The sequence below is a fragment of the Tepidiforma bonchosmolovskayae genome (genome assembly GCF_008838325.1).
Taxonomy (GTDB): domain Bacteria; phylum Chloroflexota; class Dehalococcoidia; order Tepidiformales; family Tepidiformaceae; genus Tepidiforma; species Tepidiforma bonchosmolovskayae.
In genome coordinates this window covers 1,100,355-1,122,134 of sequence record NZ_CP042829.1, presented here as the reverse complement: position 1 = coordinate 1,122,134, position 21,780 = coordinate 1,100,355, and the positions used below count along the sequence as shown (strand labels likewise).

Sequence of the window (21,780 nt, the reverse complement as noted above, 5' to 3'; positions counted from 1 at the left end):
GGGAATCCCCGATATCCACAACCCGGGTGACGCGCGCCCCTCGGAGCTCGGCTGCCGCCCGGTCCACGCTGCCGGCATGGACAGCATCGAATTCGGACCAGCCCTCCTCGACGGCAGCCACTATATCGGACTTCCAATCTCCGGCACCATTACCGCGGCATTCGGGTCCGCCTCCATCCCCCAGCACGCCGGCGGCCACACCGGCGTCGATATCGGCGCGCCGCAGGGCACGCCCGTCCGCGCGCCCGCACCCGGCGTCGTCATCGACGTCCGCGCCGATGACCCGGTCTTCGGCCGGGCCGTCGAACTCGCCCACCCGGGCGGCTGGCGAACCCTCTACGCCCACCTCGCCCGCGTCGATGTCCTGCCCGGCCAGCCGGTCCGCCCCGGCGACGGCCTCGGCCTCTGCGGCTCCACCGGGCTGAGCACCGGCCCGCACCTCCACTGGGGCCTCGCCCGCGGCCACTCCCCCGCCATCCGCGGGGGCGGCCTCGCCGACCCCCTCGCCCGCATCGCCGCCGCGCCCGCCTGGCCGGAGGCAGACCGCCTCCTCCGCGCCGCTGCGGCCGCCATCTTCGCCGGCCTCCAGGCCGCCGGCGTCCTCTTCCGCTCGGCCGCCGACGACGACCTCGCTCCCTACCCGCCCGGCTCCCCGCAGGCGCAGGTGCGCGACATCCAGCGCGCCGCCAACGCCTTCCTCGCCCGCTGGCTCCCGCCAATCGAAACGGAATAGTTAGGCACCCCCGAAGCGGATGCATCGACAAACGGCCGATGATGCGTATACTCCGCGGCGGCAGGATCTATGGCAGCTATAGACCCTGCCGAACGAACGAGGGGGAATGCTCACCGTGCCTGATTCCGACAACTACTGGACCCGTAAGCTCGCCCGCAAGGGCATCACCCGCCGCCGGCTCCTCGGCACCGCGGGCGTCACCGGCGTCGGCGTCGCCGCCCTCGGCCTCGTCGGCTGCGGCGACGACGACGATGACACCGGCGGCGGCCAGGCGACCGCCACGAAGCCGCCGGCAGGCTCGCCGACCGCTGCTGCATCGCCCACCGAAGCCGCAAAGCAGAAGGGCGGCGTTGTCCGCTTCACCTCCGCCGGCAACACCTGGGACACCTTCGATATCGACCGCTCCCGCTTCACGCCGGTCTCCACCCTCTTCGGCTGGACGAACCTCGGCGTTGTCCAGTGGGACAGCTACACAAAGGGCGTCATCGGCGGCGCGCTCGCCGAGAAGTGGGAGCAGCCGGACAAGCAGACCATCGTCTTCACCCTCCGCCCCAACGTCTACTGGCACGACAAGCCGCCCGTCAACGGCCGCCTTGCAAAGGCAGACGACATCGCCAAATTCATCCAGCGCAACGTCGCCGGCAAACTCCGCGACGGCACCGACGACCCGAACTTCTACCGCAAGTCCGCCTTCCAGAATGTCGACAAGGTCGAAGTTGTCGACGAGAAGACCGTCAAAGTCACCCTCAAGCAGCCCAGCCCGTTCTTCCTGAACACCCTCGCCGGCGCCTACGCCAAGGTCCAGGCCCCCGAGGCGATCGACGCCTTCGAAAAAGACTACGCCAACCTGAAGCCCGAGCTCGTCATCGGCACCGGCGGCATGGTCCTGAAGTCCTTCAAGGCTGAAGGCGAGCTCGAACTCGTCCGCAACGAGAAGTTCTACAAGCAGGTCAACTGGGACGGCGTGAAGTACCTCAACCTCTTCACCGACCAGTCGGCCCAGCTCGCCGCCTTCGAACAGAAGCAGCTCGACTCCTTCACCCCGACCCAGAACGCCGTCGCCGACGACCTCCTGAAGCGGTACCAGGGCAAGATCACCGAGTTCAAGCAGTTCTCGGCGAACCCCCAGGCCGGCACCTACTACGGCGGCGCGGCTCCGTGGAACAACCCCAACCTCATCGGCGCCATCTTCCGCGCCTTCGACCGCCGCGCCCTCATCCAGTCGCTCCTCCAGGGCAACGCCGTCCTCTCCGGCAACGTCCCGCCCACCCAGGCCGCGTTCACCATCCCGGAGAAGGAGCTCATCACCTTCCCCGGCTACCTGGAGGACCGCGCCAAGGAAGAGGCCGAGGCCAAGAAGATGTGGGAAGCCGGCGGCGGCCCGGCACTCGGCGAAATCATCGTCGACATCCCCGACATCTGGGAGGGCCTCTACTCCGGCGGCGCCGCCCTCATCACCAACCAGCTCCAGAAGGTGCTCGGCAATAAGTTCACCGCCAAGATCGAGCCCTACTCCACCATCACGACCAAAATCGTCAAGCAGGAGTACGGCAACGGGAAGAACAACATCTGGTTCGGCTGGATCACCGAGATCACCGACCCCGAGCCCTCCCTCCTCAACTACCTCCAGTACAACTCCAAGCAGCCGCAGTTCAAGCAGTTCGGCGTCAAAATCGACAAGGTCGACCAGCTCACCGACGCCCTCATGCTCGAGTTCGACATCGCCAAGCGGCAGGAGATGAACAAGGAGATCGTCCGCGAGCTCATCAAGAACTACGGCGCGGGCATCCCCTACACCCTCGTCGGCGTCTCCCGCATCATGCGCTGGAACTACTTCAAGACCGGCGAAATCGTCCCCTTCGTCACCAGCCACCAGGCCGTCACCGAATCCTGGTTCGACCAGAAGGACCCGACCTGGCAGGGCCGCCCGGCCTAGCCAGCCATTCCGGCCGAAGCTCAGGAGGCCGCCCGCAACGGGCGGCCTCCTGTGTTCCCGTCCGGGCGCCGGCGTTCACCTGTCCCCGGGCACCGGGCCGCACCGCCGGCAGCCCGGCCCGCAGCCACCAGCACTAGTAGTAGGCTGGGCCCTCCACGGCCTGCGCCTCCAGCTTCGCCAGCGCGGGCCAGTTCCGCGCGTCCAGCCGCAGCAGCGCAGCATACTTCCGCGCCAGTTCGAGGTGCCGCTCGTCCCGCGTCTCCCGGTACCGGTTGAACGCGTCCAGCATCTTGTCCGCAATCAGCTGCATGTCGATGCCCATCACGTACCGGTCCGAGATCTCGTTCAGCGCCTCCACGTAGATCTCGAAGAACCGGCTCAGCCGCTCGAGCGTCGCCCGCAGCCGCACCCACTCCGCCATGTCGTGGCGCGCCGCCATTTCGTAGTACCGCCGCCCGAGCGTGATGAAATACTGCCGGTCCACGTGCGGCGCCCCGCCAAGCGGCCCGCCGCCCCGCTTCCGCCCGAGGCTGGCCGGGAACACCCCCGAGATGAACAGCGCATTGTCTCCGTACTTCCGGTACGCCTCGAACGCGTTCTGGTACGCCCCGCTCGGGTGCGCCGTCTCCTCCATCAGGTCCGTCAGGTACGGCAGGAAGCCGCGCCCCGGCCCCAGCGAGAGCTCCGACGCCTGCAGGTACCGCTCAAGCAGCCGCCCGAGGTAGGTCAGCGTTTCCGCATCCCGGCTCCGCCGGTTCACGTACAGTGCCTTGATCAGGAACAGGTCGAGGATGTCCCCCAGCCGCAGCGCCGTCAGCTCATCGATATCGTCGTAGAAGTCGCTGATCAGCTGGTCGACCTTCCGCACGAAGGCGCTCGTCGCCACGTTCGCCCCGTCGTGCGCGCGGATCGTCTCGCGGAGCCCTGCAATCTCCTGCGTCAACAGTTCCGGGTCCGGCATCTGCCTCCCTCCCTGCTGCACTCTCCCCTTATCCGTAGCGAACGGCACAAACCCCCGTCAAGAACAGTCGGGAAAACCCTGCTCCCCGTTCCCCGCTCCCTGCTCCCTCGGGGAGGTACGGAGGCCGGGAGGCTCTCCCTCTCCCTTACTTCCCGAGCACATCCGCGACCACCTTCAGCCGCGTCCCGCCCTCCGCGAACATCGGCCGGTACTGCCCCTCGATCACGTACGGCAGCATGCGGATCGTCGCCAGCTTCGCCCCGTGGAAGGTCGCCTCCAGCAGATACCCCTGCGTGTGCTCCGGCGTCCACCGCTGGTCGAAGATGAAGTTCCCCAGCGCGTAGGCGATGAACGTGTCCCCCCGCATCTCCACCCCCTGTACCCAGTGGGCCTGGTTCCCCACGAACAGGTCGGCCCCCGCATCCGCCGCCGCCCGCGCTGCTTTGATGCTCCGCGGGCTCGCCTCATGGGTGTCTTCGTACCCGGACTGCACCAGCACAATGACGACATCCGCCCTTGCCTTCAGGTCGCGGATCGCCCCCTCGAACCGGCTGAGCGAGAGCATCTCCGCAGGCTTGTAGAACGCCGGCTCCCGCGGCGGTGTGCTCCGCTCGTCCGCGTACGAATCATCGAGCGGCGCCGTCCCGGGCTCCGTCTCTGTCGCGCCGATATCCTCGGCCGCAATATCGTCGAACCCGAGGAATCCGAACCGCACGCCGTTCCGCTCGATGATGGCCGGTTCCAGCGCCTCCGCAAGGTTCGCCCCGCCCCCCACCGTCGCGATGCCCGCCGCCCGCAGCAGCTCGATGGTCCGCAGCATCGCACGCGACCCGCAGCCGCCGTCGGCGCAGTCGAACACGTGGTTCGTCGCCACCGTCAGCACGTCGAACCCGGCGTGCGTGAGCGCCGCAATCACCTCCGGCGGCGAGGTCAGGTTCGTCGTCGGGATGCAGCCGTACGGCTCCGCGAAATCCTGGATTGACCCGTCGAGCGAACCCGCCGCGATATCGGCCGCTGCGAGGAAGTCGCCCACCGGCGAACGGAGCGGGCTCGTCCAGTCCCCCGTGGCCCGGATTGCCGCCAGGGTGCAGCGCGACATCAGGATGTCCCCCGTCGCCACCACCCTCGTGATCGGCGGCAGCTGCACGGCGATCGCCGCCTCCGCCCGCGCCCGCGCAGACTGGCCGGCCGGCGTCAGCGCGCGGACGGCCACCCGCTCCGCAAGCGGCCAGCGGGCCGGTTCGCCGTAACCGCGCGCCGGGTCCATCCCATCGATGGCCAGCGCCACCATCGGCGGCCGCAGCCCCTCGAACGGGACGATCGCCAGCATGCCCGAATCGAACGCCAGCGCTGCCCGCAGCTCCTCCGCCGTCGCGAAGAACCGGAAGCGCGACAGGTCGAACGGCCCCGCTTCGAGCCCGGCGAGGATCCCCTGCGCCTCGGCCGGCGTCCCCGCGAACGCCGGCTCGATCGGCCGGTCGAACCCGCCGAAGGCCGCCCAGCTCGCGGCCTCGCCCCGGAGCGCCGCAGCCAGCTGCTCCCCTGTCAGCGCATCGACCCCTGCGCCGGGCGCCGCTGCCGGGATGAACAGCCGCACCGGCACGCCCTCGCCCGGTGCGGCCGGTTCGAACGCCAGGTCGGCCGGCTCCCCCGGGCCCGCCGGCGCCAGCCCCAGCCCCGCCGCCGCGGCCGGGAGTGCGCCCCGGTAGCGGAGCGGCGGTTCGGGCGTCGGTGCGGGCTGCGGCTGCGCCGTCGCCGTGCCCCCGCTCCCATCGGTCACCGCTTCGACCAGCACGAAGGCGAGCGCGCCCAGGCTCAGGCCGAACGCGGCCACGCTCGCGACGAACCACGGCAGCCACGGATTCCGCGCTCCCGCCGGCCCGGGATACTCCATGGGCGCATCCTAGCGCCCTCCCGCAGCCGCGTGTCAGCTCGCCCGCGCGTACCAGGTGTCGGGCGTCCCCGAGGCCGCCTCGATGAACGAGAACGCCCGGTTGAGCACCCGCTCGATCCCGCCGCAGGCGTCCTCCACCGCCGCGAGGTCCGGCGGCACCGGCGGCGCCTCGCCGCCCTCCAGGTCGTACCCGCAGAACAGCCCGTAGTGCAGCACCAGCCGGTTCGCTTGCGCCACCACGCCCGCCAGCCCGTCGTTCTCCGGCGTCAGCGTCTCGTTGTGATGGCACTCCACCGCCTCGACCAGGTGCCCCGGGAACTTCCACAGCTCGCCCAGCGCCCGCCCGACCTCATCGTGGGCGTAGCCGGTCGTCATCAGCTCCGCCACGTGGAGCGGCGCCTCGCCCCGCTTCGCGATCTGCACCGCCAGCTCGAACTCCGCCGGCAGCACCTGCCGGATCACGAGGCGGCCGATATCGTGCAGGATGCCGGCCGTAAACGCGTCCTCCGGCTTCACCGTGAACGTCCTCTTCGCCAGCGCCTCGGCTGCGACCGCGACCGCCACGCTGTGCCCCCAGAACAGGTCGAGGTCGAACGTTTCGTTCGGCATCCGCCGGAAGGTGTTCATCAGGCTCGCGCCGAGCGCAACCTGGCGCACCTGCTTGAACCCGAGGATGACTACTGCCTCCCGGACGGTCGAAATCCGCCGGGCGAACCCGTAGAACGCCGAGTTCGAAATGCGGATCAGCTTTGCCGTCAGCGCCTGGTCGGTCGCCAGCACCTGCGCCAGGTCCATCGCACTGGTGCGCTCGTCCTCGGCCATGCCCATGACCCGGGCAGCGACTGCAGGCAGCGGCGGGAGGTCGTCGATACGGGAGAGCAGCGCAGCAGCATCCTTACCCATCACGCAATGAGTGTCGGCAGCTCCGCCCGGCAGTGAAGGGAGCATCCCGGGCCGGCTCCCCGTCAGTCACCGGCCGGTTCGACTGGCCGGTCAACCTTTCCGAACGCCTCAATGACAATCTGGCGAATCCGATTCGGTTTCGAGCGAATCGGCCCGGTCATCCATTGACACTCCAGTCCCGCCGCACGTACATATCGCGTGACCTTATGGGTACGTATCGGGGAGATAGGCGCATCCTATCCGCCGCGCCGGACGTACCGTCCACGTACCAACCTTTCGCAGGGGGATTCTCAATGTCTGCATCCTACTGGGACCGCTACTGGAAGGAGCGCCGCACCCGGCGCCGCTTCCTCGGCGGGGCCACCGCCCTCACCGCCGGCGCGGCCGGTCTGGCACTCGTCGGCTGCGGCGATGACGACGATGACGGCGGCGGCCTCTCCGGCCTCGCCACCCCGACGCCCGGCGCCCAGGCAACGCCAACCCCGGCCGACCCCTTCGCCAACGCGAAGCGCGGCGGCACCTACCGCATCACATTCACCGGCGACCCGCCCAGCATCGACCCCTACGGCAACCTCTCCTTCCTCACCAAGGGCTACGCGGCCTACATCTACAGCCGCCTCTTCAAGTACAACGCCGGCCCCGGCGTCCGCCAGGCCGACCTGCGCCCCGTGCCCGACATCGCCCAGAGCGCAGAGGCAAGCCCCGATGGCCTGACCTGGACCGTTAAGCTCAAGCCCAACGTCAAGTTCCATAACGTCGCCCCGGTCAACGGCCGCACCGTCGACACCGACGATGTCAAGTACTCCTGGGGCCGTGCGACCGCCGAAACCAACACCAACCGCAGCCAGCTCGCCTTCGTCGACAGCGTCCAGTACCCCGATAAGCAGACGGTCGTCTTCAAGCTCAAAGAGCCGAACGCCGCCTTCCTCGACGTCCTCGCCGACGCCAACCTCCTCTGGATCATGCCGAAGGAGGCCGAGGGAGGCTTCGACCCCTCCAAGACCTCCATCGGCTCCGGCCCCTGGATGCTCGAGTCCTACACCCCCTCCGTCGGCTTCAAGCTCAAGAAGAACCCCGAGTGGTACATGAGCGGCTTCCCCCTCATGGACCGGGTCGAAATCTCGATCATCCCCGAGTACGCCAACCGCCTCGCCCAGTTCCAGGCCGGCAACACCGACGTCGAGGGCCTCAACGCCGAAGACCTCGTCAACGTCAAGAGTGCCCTCCCCAACGTCCAGCTCTACGGCGAAGTCTCCCAGCTCCTCTCCTTCTTCTTTATGGACCCCAACCCCGACTCGCCGTGGAACAAGGACCCGCGCGTCCGCCTCGCCATCTCCATGGCGACCGACCGGGCTGCCCTGCTCGACCTCGCCTACAACGTGAAGAAGCTGAAGGCCGCCGGCCTCGCCGTCTCCGAGCGGTGGAACAACCTCATCCCCGCCGGCCTCGTCCGCTTCTGGCTCGACCCGCTCTCCCCAGAACAGGGCGAAACCTCGAAGTACTTCAAGTACGACCCGGCCGAGGCGAAGAAGCTCCTCGCTGCCGCCGGCTACCCGGACGGCTTCAGCACCGTCTACCAGTACACCGCCAACCGCTACGGCTCTGCCTTCAACGCCGTGGCCGAAGCCAACATCCAGTACCTGAACGCCATCGGCATCAAGACGACGACCGACGTCCAGGACTACTCGTCGAAGTACATCACCCAGACATTCACGGGGAACTTCACAGGCATCGCCTTCGGGTATGAGACGCCCTTCCCGGAGGCCGGCAGCTACCCGATCCGGTTCTTCACCGACAACCCGATCAACCACTCGAAGGTGAAGGACCCGGAGCTCGAGGACCTCGCCAAGAAGCAGCAGCGGGAGCTCGACCCGGCCAAGCGCAAGGAGCTTTTCTTCGAGATCCAGCGCAAGAACGCGGCCAAGATGTGGTACATCCCCCAGAACCAGGGCGCCGGCACCGGCTGGACCGGCTACCGCGAATGGGTCAAGAACATCGATATCCAGACCGTCCCCGGCGCCTACTCCGCCGGCACCGAAGAGGTCCCCTTCATCTGGCTCGATAAGGCCTAAGCCGGAGGCGCCTTCAACACAACAGAACGGAATTCGCCTACACTACGCCACCCGGGGTGGGCCGGCTCCCGCCGGCCCACCCCGCCCAACGCTCGCCGGGTTCGCGCCGCATGCAACGCTACATCCTCCGCCGCCTCCTCCTGATGGTCCCCACCCTCATCGGCGTCACGTTCGTCGTCTTCGTCATCGTCCGGGCCGTCCCTGGCGATGTCGTCGACCTCGTCCTCGGCGAATTCGGCGCCGGCGACCAGGCCACCAAAGAGGCGATCCGCAAGGAGTTTGGCCTCCAGGGCAACATCGTCGCCCAGTACATCCGCTGGCTCGGCGATATCGTCCGGTTCGACCTCGGCAGCTCCCTCATCTCCAACCGCGAGGTCACGTCCGAGCTCCGCAACCGCCTGCCGGTCACCTTCCAGCTCGGCGCCATGGCCATCTGCTTCTCCCTCCTCATCGCCATCCCGGTCGGCGTCATCTCCGCCATCCGCCAGGACACCTGGGCCGACTACCTCGGCCGCAGCTTCGCCATCGGCCTCCTCGCCGCGCCCAACTTCTGGATCGCCATCCTCCTCATCTCCCTCGCCGCCCGCTACTTCCAGTGGGGCGTTCCCCCCGCGAAGTACATCCCCTTCTCCGAAGACCCGGTCGGCAACCTCAAGCTGATGTTCATGCCCGCCCTCATCCTGGGCGGCGGCCTGAGCGGCTCCGTGATGCGCTTCACCCGCTCCTCCATGCTCGAAGTCCTCCGCCAGGACTACATCCGCACCGCCTGGGCCAAGGGCCTCCGCGAACGCGTCATCATCATTCGCCACGCCATGCGCAACGCCCTCATCCCCGTCGTGACGGTGGTCGGTCTCCAGCTGCCCGTGCTCGTCGGCGGCACCGTCATCATCGAAACGGTCTACTCCATCCCCGGCATGGGCCGCTACTACGTCTCCTCCATCGACCAGAAGGACTACCCGGTCATCCAGGCCGTCAATATCGTCGTCGCCCTCGTCGTCGTCTTCGCCAACCTGACCGTGGACGTCCTCTACTCCGTCATCGACCCAAGGATCCGGTACTCGTAGCCATGGCCACCGACGCCCACGTCCTCGAAACGTACGCCATCCGCGCCGAAATCACCCGCGGAGCCCGCATCCGCCGGGCCGTCGTCCGCTTCATCCGCACCAAGCCCCTCGGCACCTTCGGCGCTGCCATCGTCATCCTCCTCATCCTCATGGCCGCCTTTCCCCAGGCCTTCACCTTCGGCAAGGACCCGAACATCGGCTACCTCCCCGACCGCTTCCAGGGCCCCTCCGCCAGCCACTGGTTCGGCACCGACCAGCAGGGCCGCGACCTCTACACCCGCATCGTCTACGGCGCCCGCAACTCCATCCTCATCGGCTTCGGCGTCGTCGCCATCTCCTCCTCCGTGGCCCTCGTCCTGGGCGTCGTCTCCGGCTACTTCGGCGGCAAATTCGATATCCTCCTCCAGCGGCTCGTCGATATCGGCATCGCCCTCCCCGGCCTCATCTTCATCATCCTCTTCGTCACCTCCATCCAGCAGATTCCCGTCAACCTCCGCATCGTCCTCGCCGTCGGCATGCTCGTCGCGCTCAGCCAGTCACGCGTCATCCGCGGCGCCGCCATCGCCGCCAAGCAGAACCAGTACGTTGAGGCTGCCCGCGTCATCGGCGCCTCCGACTTCCGCATCATCTTCCGCCACGTCGCACCCAACGTGTTCCCGGTGCTGATCGTCGGCGCCTCCATCCAGGTCGGCGGCGCGGTCCTCGTCGAATCCTCCCTCGCCTTCCTCGGCTACGGCGTCCAGCCGCCCACCGCCTCCTGGGGACGCATGCTCAACGAAGCTCGCGAACGCCTGACCCAGTACCCCCACCTCGCCCTCTTCCCGGGCCTCGTCATCTTCCTCACCGTCTACGCCTTCAACATGTTCGGCGATGCCCTCCGCGACGTCCTCGACCCGCGCCTCCGCGGCGCCCGCTGACCTATCCGCACTCGCCCCGCCGGCCATTCCCCGGTACAATTCTCCAACGGGCCTCCGGAAAACGGGGGCCCGGAGTCTGTCTGATGCCCATCGTCGTCGTCGTCGGCGGCCAGTGGGGCGACGAAGGCAAGGGCCGCATCGTCGACCTGCTCGCCCGCAAAGCCCGTGTCGTCGCCCGCTACTCTGCGGGCAATAATGCCGGCCATACCATCGTCAACGAACTCGGCGAGTTCAAACTCCACCTCGTCCCGGCCGGTATCTTCTACCCCGAAAAAACCTGCGTCATCGGCAACGGCGTCGCCGTCGACCCTGAGGTCCTCCTCGGCGAAATCGAAGGCCTCGAGCAGAAGAACATCGATACCTCCCGCCTCGTCGTCTCCGACCGCGCCCACGTCATCATGCCGTGGCACCGCCTCCTCGACCAGCTCGATGAGCAGGCCCGCGGCGCCCACGCCATCGGCACCACCGGCAAGGGCGTCGGCCCCTGCTTCGCCGATAAGGTCGCCCGCCGCGGCATCCGCATCTGCGACCTCCTCCGCCGCGACGACCTCGTCCCCCGCATCGAGGCCGCCCTCGCCTACCAGAACCGCGTCATCACCGGCGTCTACGGCGCCGAGCCGCTCGATTTCCGTGACTGCCTCGAACGGTACATCGAGTACGGGCAGCGACTCCGCCCCTACGTCGGCGATGTCCAGGAGATCGTCCTCGAAGCCCACCGCCGCGGCGAATACGTCCTCCTCGAAGGCGCCCAGGGCTCCCTCCTCGACCTCGACCACGGCACCTACCCCTACGTCACCTCCTCCGTCCCCTCCAGCTCCAGCTCCGGCGCCGCCCTCGGCGTCGGCATCGGCCCCACCGACATCAGCCGCGTCGTCGGCGTCTTCAAGAGCTACTGCACCCGCGTCGGCAACGGCCCCTTCCCCACCGAGCTGTTCGACAGCATCGCCGACCAGCTCCGCGACCACGGCAAAGAGTTCGGCCGCGGCGAATACGGCACCACCACCGGCCGCCCGCGCCGCATCGGCTGGCTCGATGCCGTCGCCGCCCGCTACAGCGTCCGCTTCAACGGCCTCTCCGCCGTTGCCCTCACCCGCCTCGACGTCCTCGATTCCCTCCCCTCCATCAAAATCTGCACCGCCTACGAACTCGACGGCCGCATCATCGACACCTTCCCCGCCCGCGAATCCGAGCTCGAACGGGTCCGCCCCGTCTACGAAGAGCTCCCCGGCTGGCAGACGCCCACCACCCACGTCCGCTCCTTCGATGACCTGCCGCCCCAGGCCCAGGCCTTCATCCGCCGGGTCGAAGACCTCCTCGAGTGCCCCGTCGACCTGATCTCCGTGGGCCCCGCCCGCGAACAGGCCATCATCGTCAACCCCATCTTCTAGCCCGGGCTGAACGCGCCATGTACACCCTCGTCCTCCTCCGCCACGGCGAATCCACCTGGAACCTCGAGAACCGCTTCACCGGCTGGCACGATGTCGCCCTCTCCGAAACCGGCCGCGCCGAGGCTGTCCGCGCCGGCGAACTGATGCGCGACGCAGGCCTCTCCTTCGATGTCGCCCATACATCCCTCCTCCGCCGCGCCATCCAGACCGTCAACATCGCGCTCGATGTCATGGACCAGCACTGGATCCCTGTCCGCCGCCACTGGCGCCTGAACGAGCGCCACTACGGCGCACTCCAGGGCCTCAACAAGAAGGAGACCAGCGAGCGGTACGGCCCCGAGCAGGTCTTCGCCTGGCGCCGCAGCTACGATGTCCCCCCGCCCCCGCTCGACCCCGACGATGAGCGCCACCCCCGCTTCGACCGCCGCTACGCCGCCCTCCCGCCCGACCTCCTCCCCGCGACCGAGTGCCTCAAGGACGTCGTCGCGCGCATGCTCCCCTACTGGTACGACGCCATCGTGCCCGACCTCCGCGCCGGCCGCTGCGTCCTCGTCGGCGCCCATGGCAACAGCCTCCGCGCCCTCGTCAAGCACCTCGACGGCATCAGCGACGACGCGATCGCCGAACTCAACATCCCCACCGGCATCCCGCTCGTCTACGAACTCGACGAGCATTTCCGGCCGGTGAGCTCCCGCTACCTCGGCGACCCCGAGGCGGCGCGGGCCGCGGCCGAAGCCGTCGCCCGCCAGGCCGGCTGACGTCTGCGCGCCTCAGCCGGCCGCTGCGCCCTGCTGCGCCTTCCGCTTCTCCTCCCGGCGCCGGTCGGCAATCTTCTGGTACGTCTTCTTCACCCCGAAAATCGGGTAAATCTTCTCGAACGTCCCCGGCGCCAGCTCCGCCAGCACCGCCGTCGGCCGCGCCGGCACCCAGAACTGCAGCATCTCCGGCCGGTTCTTCCGGATCGCCTTCACCACATCGCGCGCAACCCGCTCCGGCTTCACCGTGCCTGCGAGGAACGAGGCCTTCGTCCCGGTCTGCCGCTCCCAGTCAGCGTACATCCCGGCGTCAGCCACGAACCCCGGGCAGATTGCGCTCGCCGAAACCCCGGTGCCCTGCAGCTCGGCCCGCAGCCCCTCCGTGAACGCAATCAGCCCCGCCTTCGATGCCGCATACGGCGACGAGTACGGCACCGGCACCTTCCCCGCCAGCGAGGCGATGTTCACGATGTGCCCCCGCTTCCGCTCCAGCATCCCCGGCAGCACCAGCCGCGTCAGCTGCATCGGCGCAATCAGGTTCACCCGGATGATCCGGTCCAGCTCCTCGTCGTCCTGGTCCTCGAAGTGAGCGGTCACCTCGATGCCGGCATTGTTCACCAGGATGTCGATCCGCCCGAACTCCGCCGTCGCCGCCGAGACCAGCGACCGCCGGCTGTCGCCGTCCGCCACATCGCAGGCCACCGCCAGCGCCCGCCGGCCCATTGCCCGGATCTCCTCCGCCAGCCCCTCCAGCGCCGGCGCCGTCCGCGCCGCCAGCACCACGTGGCAGCCCTCCTTCGCCAGCTCCTTCGCAATGTAGGTGCCGATCCCCCGCGACGCCCCGGTCACCACGGCGACGCGGTCCTGCAGATTCTTCATCGGGTGCCCCTCCGTTGAACTCCCTATGACAGGGTGACCGGGAGTCTACGACACCGCACGCCCTGCGGGGAACCCGCCGCCACAGGCTGGCACGCTGTCCCGGCATTTGCCATTCTGGCATCGTGCACAACCCGCAGGGGAAGGCCAGCGCCCATCCGCACCTCGCAGCCGTGCTGCTCGTCGCGCTGCTGCCGACCCTCACCTACTTCGGCCACTGGCCGGCCATCGCCCTCCCCATTCCCGGCACCGCCGACGTGCTGGTGCTGCCCTTCGCCAGCGGCGAAACCGCCGCCGGCGACCACCACCAGCACTGCCACGCCGACGCCGCCGAATGCTCGAGCGGCCCCGGGTCGTTCGCACTCGCCGTCAGCCTCCTCGCCGCGGCGGTCGCCCTTGCCCTGCCCGGCGGGCCGCTCCTGCCGGTCCGGGCCCCGATCACGCGGCTCGCCCTCCAGCACACCCCGGCCCCGGAGCCCGGCCCGCCCCGCCGCACTGCCCTCGCGCCCGCCATCGCCTGAAACCCGGCGCGCCCTCCGCGCCCCAGATTCGCGAGGGAACCTGCATGCTTCGAACCTCAGCCGCGCGGCTGCTCCTCCCGGGCCTTGCCGCGCTCCTCATCCTCCCGCTCGCCGCTGCCTGCGGCGGCGACGACAGTGACGACGCACACGCCGGCGATACCGCCGCCGTGCTCGCCGCCGTCACCTTCCTCGATGGCGCCGGTTACCACGCCATCGATGACGCCATCAACAAGGACCGCACCGTCCCCGCAACGGCCCGCGCGACGGCCCTGAAAGGCCAGGCCGTCGTCAAGACCACCGCCTGGCCCGCCGAGCTGAAGCCGAAGGCCGACGCGCTCGCCGGCATTCTCGGCGAACTGGCCGCCGCCCTCGAAGGCGACAGCCCCGACCTCGCGAAGGCCGGCGCCGCCGCGAAAAAGGCCCACGACGCCCAGCACGAGTTCTCCGATGCCGCCTGGGGCTGGCTCTACGAGAAAGCTGGCGTTAAGGGGCCGGCGCACGCGCACTGAACGGCGGCCGGTAGCCCGCCCGGCACGGCCGTTCGGCCGCAGCCGCATCCGGGATGCCGATCTACACTCGAAGGTGCACGATATCCCAAAGGGAGCACCCCATGCCCCGCTTCTCCTGGCACACGCTCGCCCTCGCTCTCGCCGCCGTTGCGCTCGTCCCCGCAGCCGTCGCCTGCTCCGGCGATGACGGCGACGACACCTCGCCCGGCGGCGCGCAGTACATGGGGGCGATCGTCACGCCGCCCATCGAAAAGCCCGACGCCGTCCTCATGGATGAGAACGGAAAGCCCTTCGACCTCCGCAAGGAGACCGAAGGGTACGTCACGCTGCTCTACGTGGGCTACACCCACTGCCCCGATATCTGCCCCACGCACCTCTACGAAATCAGCGAGGCGCTCAAAAAGCTCGACCCCGACATCCGCAAGCAGATCAAGGTCGTCTTCGCGACGGCAGATCCGGAGCGGGATACGCCCGAGCGGCTCAAGCAGTACCTCGATACCTTCGACCCCGACTTCATCGGGCTGACCGGCACCCGCGACCTCATGGACCAGTTCCAGGTCGCCCTTGGCCTTCAGCCCGCCACCCGCACCGACCTTGGCGGCGGCAACTACGCCGTCAACCACGCCGCCTACGTCATGGCCTTCACCAAAGACAACTACGCCTACACCGTCTACCCCTCCGGCATGGGGCAGAAGGAATGGCTCAACGACCTCCCGCTCCTCGTGAAGAAAGGATTCCGCAAAGAATGACGTCCCCACGCACCCGCGTTCTCTTCGCACTCATGGCCATCGTCGCCCTCCTTGCGGCGCTCGCCGCTGTCGCCTGCGGCGGCGATGACGACGACACCGGCAAACAGCAGGCCGACGACGGCCACGACCACCAGGAGTTCAAGCTCGGCGACCTCACCATCGTCGACCCCTGGGTCCGCACCACCACGAACAACGTCACCGCTGCCTACATGACCATCAAGAGCAAGGGCGCCGCCGATACCCTCGTGAGCGTCTCCTCTCCCATCGCGGGCATGGCCCAGCTCCACGAGGCCATTACCGAAGGCAGCAGCAGCAAGATGCAGGAGAAGCCGGGCGGCTTCCCCGTCCCCGCCAGCGGCGCGGTCGAACTGAAGCCCGGCGGCTACCACATCATGCTCATGGACCTGAAGCAGCAGCCGAAGGAAGGCGAGAAAGTCGAACTCACCCTGAAGTTCGAGAAGGCCGGCGAAATCAAGATCACCGCGCCCGTGAAGAAGGCCGCCGGTTCAGGCCCCGACATGAACCACAACGCGCACGACTCCTCGTCCGGCATGGGCTCTCCCACGGCATCGGGTGGGATGACTTCCCCCACCGCCGGCTCAGGGTACTGAGGGGTTCGCAGGGGCGTTAGCCGTCCCTCACCGGCCGCGCATCGCCTCCGCCAGTAACGGTCCGGCCCGGGAGCACCGCAGCTCCCGGGCCGCTTCGTTCCCGGTGCGCCGCAGCCGCCCGCTGCCGCTACTCCCCATCGGATGCCAGGTTCGGCATCACTGCGCACCCGTTCCCCCAGCAGCGCGCCGGCTTCGGCGGCGCACCGCCGCCCGGCGGCGTCGGGGTCGGGGTCGGGGTCGGCGTCGGCGTCGGGGCCTCCTTCGCGCACGACGTCTGCCAGGTGTTCGAACGCGGCGGCGTCAGCACCTCCACCGACTGCCCGCTGTCGGTGTAGTACCGGTCCGTTGTGCCCGCCGTGTAGCTGAACACCGTTGACCGTTCGCCGGGCTGGAGCACGAAATCCGGGTCGGCCGGCAGCCCGCCGTGTCCGGGCTTGTAGACCCGCAGCGGCACCGCGTCCACGTTCAGGAACTGGATCTCGTCGCCCCGGTTGATTCGGCAGGTGGTCGGGTTGAACCCCTCGCGGCTCACCTCGATGGTGTACCGGTCGTACGCCGACGCCGATTCCGTCGCCGCGCCGAAGAAGGCCACGCTCAGCCCGCCCGCGAGCGCCATGGCGAGCGCAATGGCCGCGATCAGCGGCCGGAAGCGGTGTTCGCTCATCGAACCTCCACGGTCCCCCGCACCCCGCCACGGGGCTCCCCGAGCGTACCGCAGCCCCTGCGATCGTGTCACCGCCCGGTCAAGGCCCCCCGGCATTCGCTCCCGGGTCAGTCCATCGCCACGCCCGGGACCCGCAGGCAGTGCGCCGCACCGGTGCACGGCGGCGCCGGCGGCCGCTTCGCCGGGTCCGGCGAGCACTCCACCGGCCAGGTCGCCGAGTACACCGGCGTCTTCACGATGACGAAATTGCCCGCGTTCTCAAAGTCCTCGAACCAAAACGTCCCGGGGAAGCCCATGTACACCGCGTTCGAAACCTCGCCCGGCGCCAGCCAGCCGCTGTCGAAGAGCGGCTCCCCGCCCGGGGTCGGCGGCCGCCAGACCACCCGCCGCGGGGTGCTCCCCACGTTCTTGAACCGCAGGTACTCCCGGTTCATCTGGCACACCGTCGGGTTGAATCCGCCCTCCGAGACCTCGACGGTCTGCACCTCGTACGCCCGCGCCCCGGGCAATACCGCCGCTGCCGCCAGCGCCAGCACCGCCGCCAGGAAGGCCACCCGTCGCATGGCGACCAAGCCTACTGCGTCTCCGCCGAATGCGCCTGCCCGGGCAGAAACGCTAACAGGCCCCGCAGATGCGGGGCCTGTCCGGTATCCGTTCGCCTCCTCAGCCGGCCGCCGGGCGCTGCACCGGCTGGAGGTTGCCGCCGTTCACCGGGACTTCCGTATCCGTTGCCGCTCCTTCACGGAGCGAACCGGGGCGCCAGCATCGCACTGGACTTCATCTGCTCCCGGGCACCTGGGGCAACACCGTGGATACGGGCCCGCGGCGGCTGGCGTTCGGCCTGCCTACTGCAGGCCGGGCCTCTGCACGATGAAGACTCCGTAGAGGGCGTGCAGCTTGTTCCGCATATCCGTCCCTCCTTTCGAGTCTCTGCGAGTCGGCGGGGACCGGGCCTCTTCGGCACCGGGCGCCTATCGCAATCTCAATTAAAAAACTACATCGGGCGGAGCGGTTGTCAAGGGGTCAATTGCGGGTTCAGCGTGAAAATGCTGCGGTCCCCCTCAATACCCCCGGTGCTCCTTCTCCAGCTCCTTCGCGTCCGGCATCGGGTGCGCCTCCCGCGGCTTCGGCGGCTTCCCGCCAGGGCCGCCCTCGGCCACCTCCGAGACGGTATCCGGCTCGGGCACGATGGCCCGTGGGTCCGCTTCGGCCGGGTCGAGCAGCTCGGCGCCCTCCATCAGCGCCTCCTTGATCGCCTTCAGCGGGTGCAGGTGCTGGATGAACTCCTTCGCACCCTTCAGGTCTTCGCGCGGGTCGAGGTCGTTCTCGGCCATGATCGGTGCCTCCTCTTCTGCGCGGGACGGGAGCCCCGCGCTCCCAGTATGCGCCCCCGGGAGCGGGCGGCGCACCACCCGCCCCGTCGCCAGCTCAACGAACCACCCGCTCTCCCTGCTCTGCTCCGTCAACGCGACCATCGCCCGCGCCCTCCCCGGGGCCTCCCGCGCCCCGGCGCGCCCCCGCCGGCTCAGCCGGCCTTGATTTCGATCTTCCGCCCGGGCTCCTTCGGCTCCGGCGCCCGCTTCGGCAGCGTCACCTCCAGCACCCCGTCCTTCAGCTTCGCCTCGATCCGGTCGGCGTCCACGCTCTCCGGGATCGCCAGCCGCCGCTCGAACGAGCCGAAGAACCGCTCGCTGTACGTCCGGCCCTTCTCCTCTTCCTTCCGCTCCGAGCGCTTCTCGCCGCGCAGCGTCAGCACGCCGTTCTCGACCGTCACCTCCATGTCCTTCGCATCGACGCCCGGGAGCTCGGCGTGCACCACGATCGCATCATCCCGCTCCGTCACGTCGCAGCGCGGGCTCCAGGCCGTCTCTGCCGGGAACCCGAACCGCGCGAGCCACTCCCGCGGCACCAGGCTCCCGAACTCCTCGAACGGATTCCAGCGGACCAGGCCTGTCATCGCTCGTACCTCCATGTGGTCTCCCATGGAGCATGCCGATCCGCCGGGTATCGCCGCGATATCCGTTCGGGCATATTCCCCGGGCCGATCGGTCCCGTCAGCCGCCGGAGCGCTGATGCCCCGTCCCCAGCGTCGCCTCCACCAGCCGCAGGAACTGGTCCGCCGCAAACGGCTTCTGCACAAAGATCGTCCGGGGTGCCCGCGCCGCGAACTCGGCCGGCCCCTCGGCGCTGTAGCCGCTGATCAGGATGAACGGCAGCTCCGGCCGCTGCTCCAGGACCGCCCGCCGCAGCTCAATCCCCGATTCCCCGGGCATCACGATGTCCGAGACCACCAGGTCGACCTGCTCCCGCTCGAGGATCGCGCGCGCCTCCGCCGCGTGCGCCGCCTGCAGCACCGTAAAGCCGTGCGTCCGGAGCAGCCGGGCAAGCATCACCCGCACCGGATCATCGTCATCGACTACCAGGATGGTTGCCGCCATGGGCACGTCCTCCGGTCGTCCGCCCGGCCTCCCCGGCCCTGGCATGGCGGTTGATGCGCGCTCCCGGTACACCAGTCCCCCACGTGCGCAACGACGCGCTGCCTTTCGCGCCCATTCTGCGCGCCCCTGCACCCGTGCGGCATTCGGGATTCCCCTGATAGGGAGCGGCTGTTCCACAGAAGCCGCCGTGAATTTCCCGAATTGTCACGCAGCGAATACGCAAACGGAAGCGCTTTGCTCACCCGGCGGAACGCACCTATCATCGCCCCAACGCTTGGAGGTGCCCCGCATGCGTTTCATCGCCACCGTTGTCTCTGCGGCCATCCTCCTCTTCCTCGTCTACCTCGTCGTCGGCGCCATCGCCGACGGCTACTTCGGCGCCGACATCATCCCCGACCGCGCCGTCCCCGACGCCTGGGCCGCCCCCGACTCCTGGAGCGAGTGGCGCGACATCGTCATCGTCCTCCTCGGCCTCTTCTGGGTGCTGGCCGGCATCCTCGCCGTCATCTTCATGGCCGCGCTCATCGCGCTGGTCTTCGTCGTCCGCAAGGTCGTGCGCGAAAACGCCGCCCCGGCGCTCGATTCCCTCCGCCAGTCGCTCGACAACATCCGCGGCACCACCGAGTTCGCCGGCGAAACGGTCGCCAGCCCCATCATCCGCGTCTACGCCGTCGCGAAAGGCGTCCGCGCCGGCCTCTCCGCCATAACCGGCCTGCCCGACCGCATCCGCGGCCGCCGCCACGGAAAAAAGAGATGACGCCCGACGAGCCCGCCGGCCGCACCCCCGAGCCCGAGCCGCTCGCCCCCGAGCCCCCGGAGCGCGAGGAACACCCCATCGTCGCCTGGGCCCGCGCCATCGTCCTCGGCATCGGCGATACCGCCCGCGACATGCTCGAAGCCGGCCGCCAGGCCGCCCGCGAGGCCCTCGACGAGGGCTGGCAGCGCTTCGACGAGAAGACCCGCCACCGCCGCCGATAATCCCCCGTTCGGGCCCCCGGCCCCGGTCTGCCCGGCCGCTCCACCCGCGTTTCGGCCCGTGGTACACTATCCCCACGACGGTTAGCACTCGGATGGAAAGAGTGCTAACATGGCAGCGAGGGGTTGATAATGCCATTGTCAGAGCGCCGGGCCCGCATCCTCGCACTCATCGTCGACGACTTCGTCGGCTCGGCGCAGCCTGTCGGTTCGCAGGCCCTCGTCGAGCGCCACCGCCTGCCCCTCTCCCCCGCCACCGTCCGCAACGAGATGGCCGCGCTCGAAGACGAGGGCATGATCACCCACCCCCACACCTCCGCGGGCCGCATCCCCTCCCACCGCGGCTACCGCTACTACGTCTCCGCCCTCATGCCCGAACGCTCCCTCACCCCCCAGGAGCAGTTCACCATCCTCCACCAGTTCCACCAGGCCTCGCGTGACCTCGAGGAGTGGGTCGGCCTCGCCGCCTCCGTCCTCGCCAACAGCCTGCACAACATGGCGCTCGTCACCCAGCCCCGCGTCGCCGAGGTCCGCCTCAAGCAGCTCCAGCTCGTCGAGCTGACCGAAACCCGCGCACTCCTCGTCGTCGTCACCTCCGACGGCGGCGTCCACCAGCGCATCCTCGATTTCCCGGTCGCCGCCTCGCAGGAGTACCTCTCCCGCCTGGCGCTCCGGCTCAACGCCGAACTCGGCGGCAGGACCGTCGCCGAGCTCCCGCGCACGGAGACCGCCGAGCCGCTCGGCGCCGTCGAATCCGCCGTCATCGCCGCCCTCACCGACCTCCTCCTCCGCGAGCAGGCCGCCCGCGTCGAGGAGCCCGTCGTCGAAGGCGTCCGCGAACTCCTCCGCCAGCCCGAATTCGAAAAGGCTGACCGCCTCCTCGATGCCCTCGAGGCCGTCGATGAGCGCCGCCTCCGCGACGCCATCCCCGCCGAAGCGGTCGATGACGCCAGCGTCGCCATCGTCATCGGCGATGAAAACCGCGAGGGCCCCTACCAGGAGATGTCCTTCGTCCTCGCCCGCTACGGGCCCCCGGGCGGCGCCGCCGGCATCGTCGGCCTGCTCGGCCCCACCCGCATGCACTACAGCGATGCCGTCGCCCACGTCCGCTACGTGAGCGACATCCTCACCGAACTGATCCGCGAATTCTATGGCGGGGGCGAATGACCCCGCCGACCAGGAGGCACCATGAGCGAACCCGGTGACGACCGCACCGTCGAAACCACCAGCAACCCCGATGAGCGCACCGCCGACCCCGGGGCCCTCGCCGGCGACGGCGGCGCCGAACGCCCCGCAGACCCGGCCGCAGGCGCAGCCGGCGACCCGGTCAGCCAGCTCGAGGCCGAGCGCGAAAAGGCCGAGTCCTACTACCGCAACTGGCAGCGCACCGCCGCCGACTTCGCCAACTACAAGCGCCGCGTCGAACAGGAGCGGAGCGAGTCCCACCGGCTCGCCAACGCTGCCCTCGTCATCAACCTGCTTCCCGTGTTCGATGACCTCGACCGTGCCGTCGCCTCCGTCGACTCGCACCTCGCAGGCCTCAACTGGGTCCAGGGCATCATCAACATCCACCAGAAGTTCTGGCGGCTCCTCGAGTCCATGGGCGTCAGCGAAATCCCCGCCGAAGGCGCCCAGTTCGACCCGGCCTGCCACGAAGCCATCGCCCGCCAGGCCGGCCCCGAAGGCCGCGTCCTCCACGTCGTCCAGAAGGGCTACAACCTCGGCGGCAAAGTCCTCCGCCCCGCCATGGTCATCGTTGGCGACGGCACCACTCCCGAAGCCGGCCAGTCCGGCACCTGATACCACCCCAAACC

General features: G+C 69.1%; 24 protein-coding genes. 15 read left to right on the top strand and 9 right to left on the bottom strand.

What is annotated here, in order from left to right; all coding sequences use genetic code 11:
- Positions 1 to 76 precede the first annotated feature (76 nt).
- Together Tbon_RS05705 and Tbon_RS05700 are read left to right on the top strand one after the other, a co-directional pair.
- Positions 77 to 733 carry a M23 family metallopeptidase gene (locus Tbon_RS05705; protein WP_158066730.1) on the top strand — a complete coding sequence of 219 codons (657 nt, stop codon included), beginning with the start codon at positions 77 to 79 and terminating at the stop codon, positions 731 to 733.
- A gap of 115 nt (positions 734 to 848) precedes the next feature.
- A complete protein-coding gene (locus tag Tbon_RS05700; RefSeq protein ID WP_158066729.1) occupies positions 849 to 2,669 on the top strand; it encodes an ABC transporter substrate-binding protein in 1,821 nt (606 codons plus the stop codon).
- A 133-nt stretch (positions 2,670 to 2,802) separates the two neighbouring features.
- Here Tbon_RS05700 and Tbon_RS05695 read toward each other — a convergent pair whose 3' ends face one another.
- The 3 genes from Tbon_RS05695 to Tbon_RS05685 form a co-directional block, all read right to left on the bottom strand.
- The gene (locus Tbon_RS05695; RefSeq protein WP_158066728.1) at positions 2,803 to 3,630 is read right to left on the bottom strand and encodes a hypothetical protein; all 828 of its coding nucleotides are present in this window, start codon (positions 3,628 to 3,630) and stop codon (positions 2,803 to 2,805) included.
- Positions 3,631 to 3,775: 145 nt separating this feature from the next.
- On the bottom strand, positions 3,776 to 5,524 hold the full coding sequence (locus tag Tbon_RS05690; protein WP_158066727.1) for a CapA family protein: 1,749 nt from the start codon (positions 5,522 to 5,524) through the stop codon (positions 3,776 to 3,778).
- Positions 5,525 to 5,557: 33 nt separating this feature from the next.
- Entirely contained in the window at positions 5,558 to 6,427 is an 870-nt protein-coding gene (locus Tbon_RS05685) for an HDOD domain-containing protein (protein WP_192498187.1), read from the bottom strand.
- A gap of 293 nt (positions 6,428 to 6,720) precedes the next feature.
- On the opposite strand from Tbon_RS05685, the gene Tbon_RS05680 reads away from it, so the two are divergent.
- From Tbon_RS05680 to Tbon_RS05660, 5 genes are all read left to right on the top strand, one after another.
- Entirely contained in the window at positions 6,721 to 8,499 is a 1,779-nt protein-coding gene (locus Tbon_RS05680) for an ABC transporter substrate-binding protein (RefSeq protein WP_192498186.1), read from the top strand.
- A gap of 110 nt (positions 8,500 to 8,609) precedes the next feature.
- Positions 8,610 to 9,563 carry an ABC transporter permease gene (locus Tbon_RS05675; protein ID WP_158066724.1) on the top strand — a complete coding sequence of 318 codons (954 nt, stop codon included), beginning with the start codon at positions 8,610 to 8,612 and terminating at the stop codon, positions 9,561 to 9,563.
- A 2-nt stretch (positions 9,564 to 9,565) separates the two neighbouring features.
- Positions 9,566 to 10,480: an ABC transporter permease gene (locus Tbon_RS05670; RefSeq protein ID WP_158066723.1), complete on the top strand. Its 915-nt coding sequence runs from the start codon at positions 9,566 to 9,568 to the stop codon at positions 10,478 to 10,480.
- Between the two features lie 83 nt (positions 10,481 to 10,563).
- A complete protein-coding gene (locus tag Tbon_RS05665) occupies positions 10,564 to 11,868 on the top strand; it encodes an adenylosuccinate synthase (protein ID WP_158066722.1) in 1,305 nt (434 codons plus the stop codon).
- 17 nt (positions 11,869 to 11,885) lie between these two features.
- Positions 11,886 to 12,626 carry a phosphoglyceromutase gene (locus Tbon_RS05660; protein WP_158066721.1) on the top strand — a complete coding sequence of 247 codons (741 nt, stop codon included), beginning with the start codon at positions 11,886 to 11,888 and terminating at the stop codon, positions 12,624 to 12,626.
- A 12-nt stretch (positions 12,627 to 12,638) separates the two neighbouring features.
- Here Tbon_RS05660 and Tbon_RS05655 read toward each other — a convergent pair whose 3' ends face one another.
- Complete coding sequence (locus tag Tbon_RS05655; RefSeq protein ID WP_158066720.1) at positions 12,639 to 13,502, bottom strand: SDR family NAD(P)-dependent oxidoreductase; 864 nt, start codon at positions 13,500 to 13,502, stop codon at positions 12,639 to 12,641.
- Between the two features lie 122 nt (positions 13,503 to 13,624).
- Between Tbon_RS05655 and Tbon_RS05650 the strand changes: the two genes are divergently transcribed.
- From Tbon_RS05650 to Tbon_RS05635, 4 genes are all read left to right on the top strand, one after another.
- Positions 13,625 to 14,020 (top strand): hypothetical protein, encoded by a 396-nt coding sequence (locus Tbon_RS05650; protein WP_158066719.1) that lies wholly within the window; start codon positions 13,625 to 13,627, stop codon positions 14,018 to 14,020.
- A gap of 44 nt (positions 14,021 to 14,064) precedes the next feature.
- Positions 14,065 to 14,529: a hypothetical protein gene (locus tag Tbon_RS05645; RefSeq protein ID WP_158066718.1), complete on the top strand. Its 465-nt coding sequence runs from the start codon at positions 14,065 to 14,067 to the stop codon at positions 14,527 to 14,529.
- 101 nt (positions 14,530 to 14,630) lie between these two features.
- Complete coding sequence (locus Tbon_RS05640; RefSeq protein WP_192498185.1) at positions 14,631 to 15,278, top strand: SCO family protein; 648 nt, start codon at positions 14,631 to 14,633, stop codon at positions 15,276 to 15,278.
- On the top strand, positions 15,275 to 15,889 hold the full coding sequence (locus Tbon_RS05635) for a copper chaperone PCu(A)C (protein ID WP_192498184.1): 615 nt from the start codon (positions 15,275 to 15,277) through the stop codon (positions 15,887 to 15,889). Before Tbon_RS05640 ends, Tbon_RS05635 begins: the two co-directional genes overlap by 4 nt.
- Before the next feature lie 127 nt (positions 15,890 to 16,016).
- On the opposite strand, the gene Tbon_RS05630 is transcribed toward Tbon_RS05635, so the two are convergent.
- The 5 genes from Tbon_RS05630 to Tbon_RS05610 all read right to left on the bottom strand — a co-directional run bounded on the left by Tbon_RS05630 (position 16,017) and on the right by Tbon_RS05610 (position 18,991).
- Positions 16,017 to 16,553, bottom strand: a complete 537-nt coding sequence (locus Tbon_RS05630) for a hypothetical protein (RefSeq protein WP_158066715.1) — start codon at positions 16,551 to 16,553, stop codon at positions 16,017 to 16,019.
- Between the two features lie 107 nt (positions 16,554 to 16,660).
- The gene (locus Tbon_RS05625; RefSeq protein ID WP_158066714.1) at positions 16,661 to 17,116 is read right to left on the bottom strand and encodes a hypothetical protein; all 456 of its coding nucleotides are present in this window, start codon (positions 17,114 to 17,116) and stop codon (positions 16,661 to 16,663) included.
- Positions 17,117 to 17,614: 498 nt separating this feature from the next.
- The gene (locus Tbon_RS05620) at positions 17,615 to 18,028 is read right to left on the bottom strand and encodes a hypothetical protein (RefSeq protein ID WP_158066713.1); all 414 of its coding nucleotides are present in this window, start codon (positions 18,026 to 18,028) and stop codon (positions 17,615 to 17,617) included.
- A 50-nt stretch (positions 18,029 to 18,078) separates the two neighbouring features.
- On the bottom strand, positions 18,079 to 18,510 hold the full coding sequence (locus Tbon_RS05615; protein WP_192498183.1) for an Hsp20/alpha crystallin family protein: 432 nt from the start codon (positions 18,508 to 18,510) through the stop codon (positions 18,079 to 18,081).
- A 97-nt stretch (positions 18,511 to 18,607) separates the two neighbouring features.
- Positions 18,608 to 18,991 (bottom strand): response regulator, encoded by a 384-nt coding sequence (locus Tbon_RS05610; RefSeq protein ID WP_192498182.1) that lies wholly within the window; start codon positions 18,989 to 18,991, stop codon positions 18,608 to 18,610.
- 289 nt (positions 18,992 to 19,280) lie between these two features.
- On the opposite strand from Tbon_RS05610, the gene Tbon_RS05605 reads away from it, so the two are divergent.
- The 4 genes from Tbon_RS05605 to Tbon_RS05590 all read left to right on the top strand — a co-directional run bounded on the left by Tbon_RS05605 (position 19,281) and on the right by Tbon_RS05590 (position 21,766).
- Positions 19,281 to 19,748, top strand: a complete 468-nt coding sequence (locus tag Tbon_RS05605; protein WP_158066710.1) for a hypothetical protein — start codon at positions 19,281 to 19,283, stop codon at positions 19,746 to 19,748.
- Entirely contained in the window at positions 19,745 to 19,969 is a 225-nt protein-coding gene (locus Tbon_RS05600) for a hypothetical protein (RefSeq protein WP_158066709.1), read from the top strand. Before Tbon_RS05605 ends, Tbon_RS05600 begins: the two co-directional genes overlap by 4 nt.
- Before the next feature lie 129 nt (positions 19,970 to 20,098).
- On the top strand, positions 20,099 to 21,133 hold the full coding sequence (hrcA, locus tag Tbon_RS05595) for a heat-inducible transcriptional repressor HrcA (protein ID WP_158066708.1): 1,035 nt from the start codon (positions 20,099 to 20,101) through the stop codon (positions 21,131 to 21,133).
- A 21-nt stretch (positions 21,134 to 21,154) separates the two neighbouring features.
- Positions 21,155 to 21,766, top strand: a complete 612-nt coding sequence (locus Tbon_RS05590) for a nucleotide exchange factor GrpE (RefSeq protein WP_158066707.1) — start codon at positions 21,155 to 21,157, stop codon at positions 21,764 to 21,766.
- The last annotated feature ends 14 nt before the right edge of the window (positions 21,767 to 21,780 follow it).

Excerpts from the sequence above, each read along its gene's own strand:
- Tbon_RS05705 (WP_158066730.1), top strand. The coding sequence starts at position 77 with ATGGACAGCATCGAATTCGGACCAGCCCTCCTCGACGGCAGCCACTAT.
- Tbon_RS05695 (WP_158066728.1), bottom strand. The coding sequence starts at position 3,630 with ATGCCGGACCCGGAACTGTTGACGCAGGAGATTGCAGGGCTCCGCGAG.
- Tbon_RS05690 (WP_158066727.1), bottom strand. The coding sequence starts at position 5,524 with ATGGAGTATCCCGGGCCGGCGGGAGCGCGGAATCCGTGGCTGCCGTGG.
- Tbon_RS05685 (WP_192498187.1), bottom strand. The coding sequence starts at position 6,427 with ATGGGTAAGGATGCTGCTGCGCTGCTCTCCCGTATCGACGACCTCCCG.
- Tbon_RS05680 (WP_192498186.1), top strand. The coding sequence starts at position 6,721 with ATGTCTGCATCCTACTGGGACCGCTACTGGAAGGAGCGCCGCACCCGG.
- Tbon_RS05675 (WP_158066724.1), top strand. The coding sequence starts at position 8,610 with ATGCAACGCTACATCCTCCGCCGCCTCCTCCTGATGGTCCCCACCCTC.
- Tbon_RS05670 (WP_158066723.1), top strand. The coding sequence starts at position 9,566 with ATGGCCACCGACGCCCACGTCCTCGAAACGTACGCCATCCGCGCCGAA.
- Tbon_RS05665 (WP_158066722.1), top strand. The coding sequence starts at position 10,564 with ATGCCCATCGTCGTCGTCGTCGGCGGCCAGTGGGGCGACGAAGGCAAG.
- Tbon_RS05660 (WP_158066721.1), top strand. The coding sequence starts at position 11,886 with ATGTACACCCTCGTCCTCCTCCGCCACGGCGAATCCACCTGGAACCTC.
- Tbon_RS05655 (WP_158066720.1), bottom strand. The coding sequence starts at position 13,502 with ATGAAGAATCTGCAGGACCGCGTCGCCGTGGTGACCGGGGCGTCGCGG.
- Tbon_RS05645 (WP_158066718.1), top strand. The coding sequence starts at position 14,065 with ATGCTTCGAACCTCAGCCGCGCGGCTGCTCCTCCCGGGCCTTGCCGCG.
- Tbon_RS05640 (WP_192498185.1), top strand. The coding sequence starts at position 14,631 with ATGCCCCGCTTCTCCTGGCACACGCTCGCCCTCGCTCTCGCCGCCGTT.
- Tbon_RS05635 (WP_192498184.1), top strand. The coding sequence starts at position 15,275 with ATGACGTCCCCACGCACCCGCGTTCTCTTCGCACTCATGGCCATCGTC.
- Tbon_RS05630 (WP_158066715.1), bottom strand. The coding sequence starts at position 16,553 with ATGAGCGAACACCGCTTCCGGCCGCTGATCGCGGCCATTGCGCTCGCC.
- Tbon_RS05625 (WP_158066714.1), bottom strand. The coding sequence starts at position 17,116 with ATGCGACGGGTGGCCTTCCTGGCGGCGGTGCTGGCGCTGGCGGCAGCG.
- Tbon_RS05620 (WP_158066713.1), bottom strand. The coding sequence starts at position 18,028 with ATGGTCGCGTTGACGGAGCAGAGCAGGGAGAGCGGGTGGTTCGTTGAG.
- Tbon_RS05615 (WP_192498183.1), bottom strand. The coding sequence starts at position 18,510 with ATGACAGGCCTGGTCCGCTGGAATCCGTTCGAGGAGTTCGGGAGCCTG.
- Tbon_RS05610 (WP_192498182.1), bottom strand. The coding sequence starts at position 18,991 with ATGGCGGCAACCATCCTGGTAGTCGATGACGATGATCCGGTGCGGGTG.
- Tbon_RS05605 (WP_158066710.1), top strand. The coding sequence starts at position 19,281 with ATGCGTTTCATCGCCACCGTTGTCTCTGCGGCCATCCTCCTCTTCCTC.
- Tbon_RS05600 (WP_158066709.1), top strand. The coding sequence starts at position 19,745 with ATGACGCCCGACGAGCCCGCCGGCCGCACCCCCGAGCCCGAGCCGCTC.
- hrcA (WP_158066708.1), top strand. The coding sequence starts at position 20,099 with ATGCCATTGTCAGAGCGCCGGGCCCGCATCCTCGCACTCATCGTCGAC.
- Tbon_RS05590 (WP_158066707.1), top strand. The coding sequence starts at position 21,155 with ATGAGCGAACCCGGTGACGACCGCACCGTCGAAACCACCAGCAACCCC.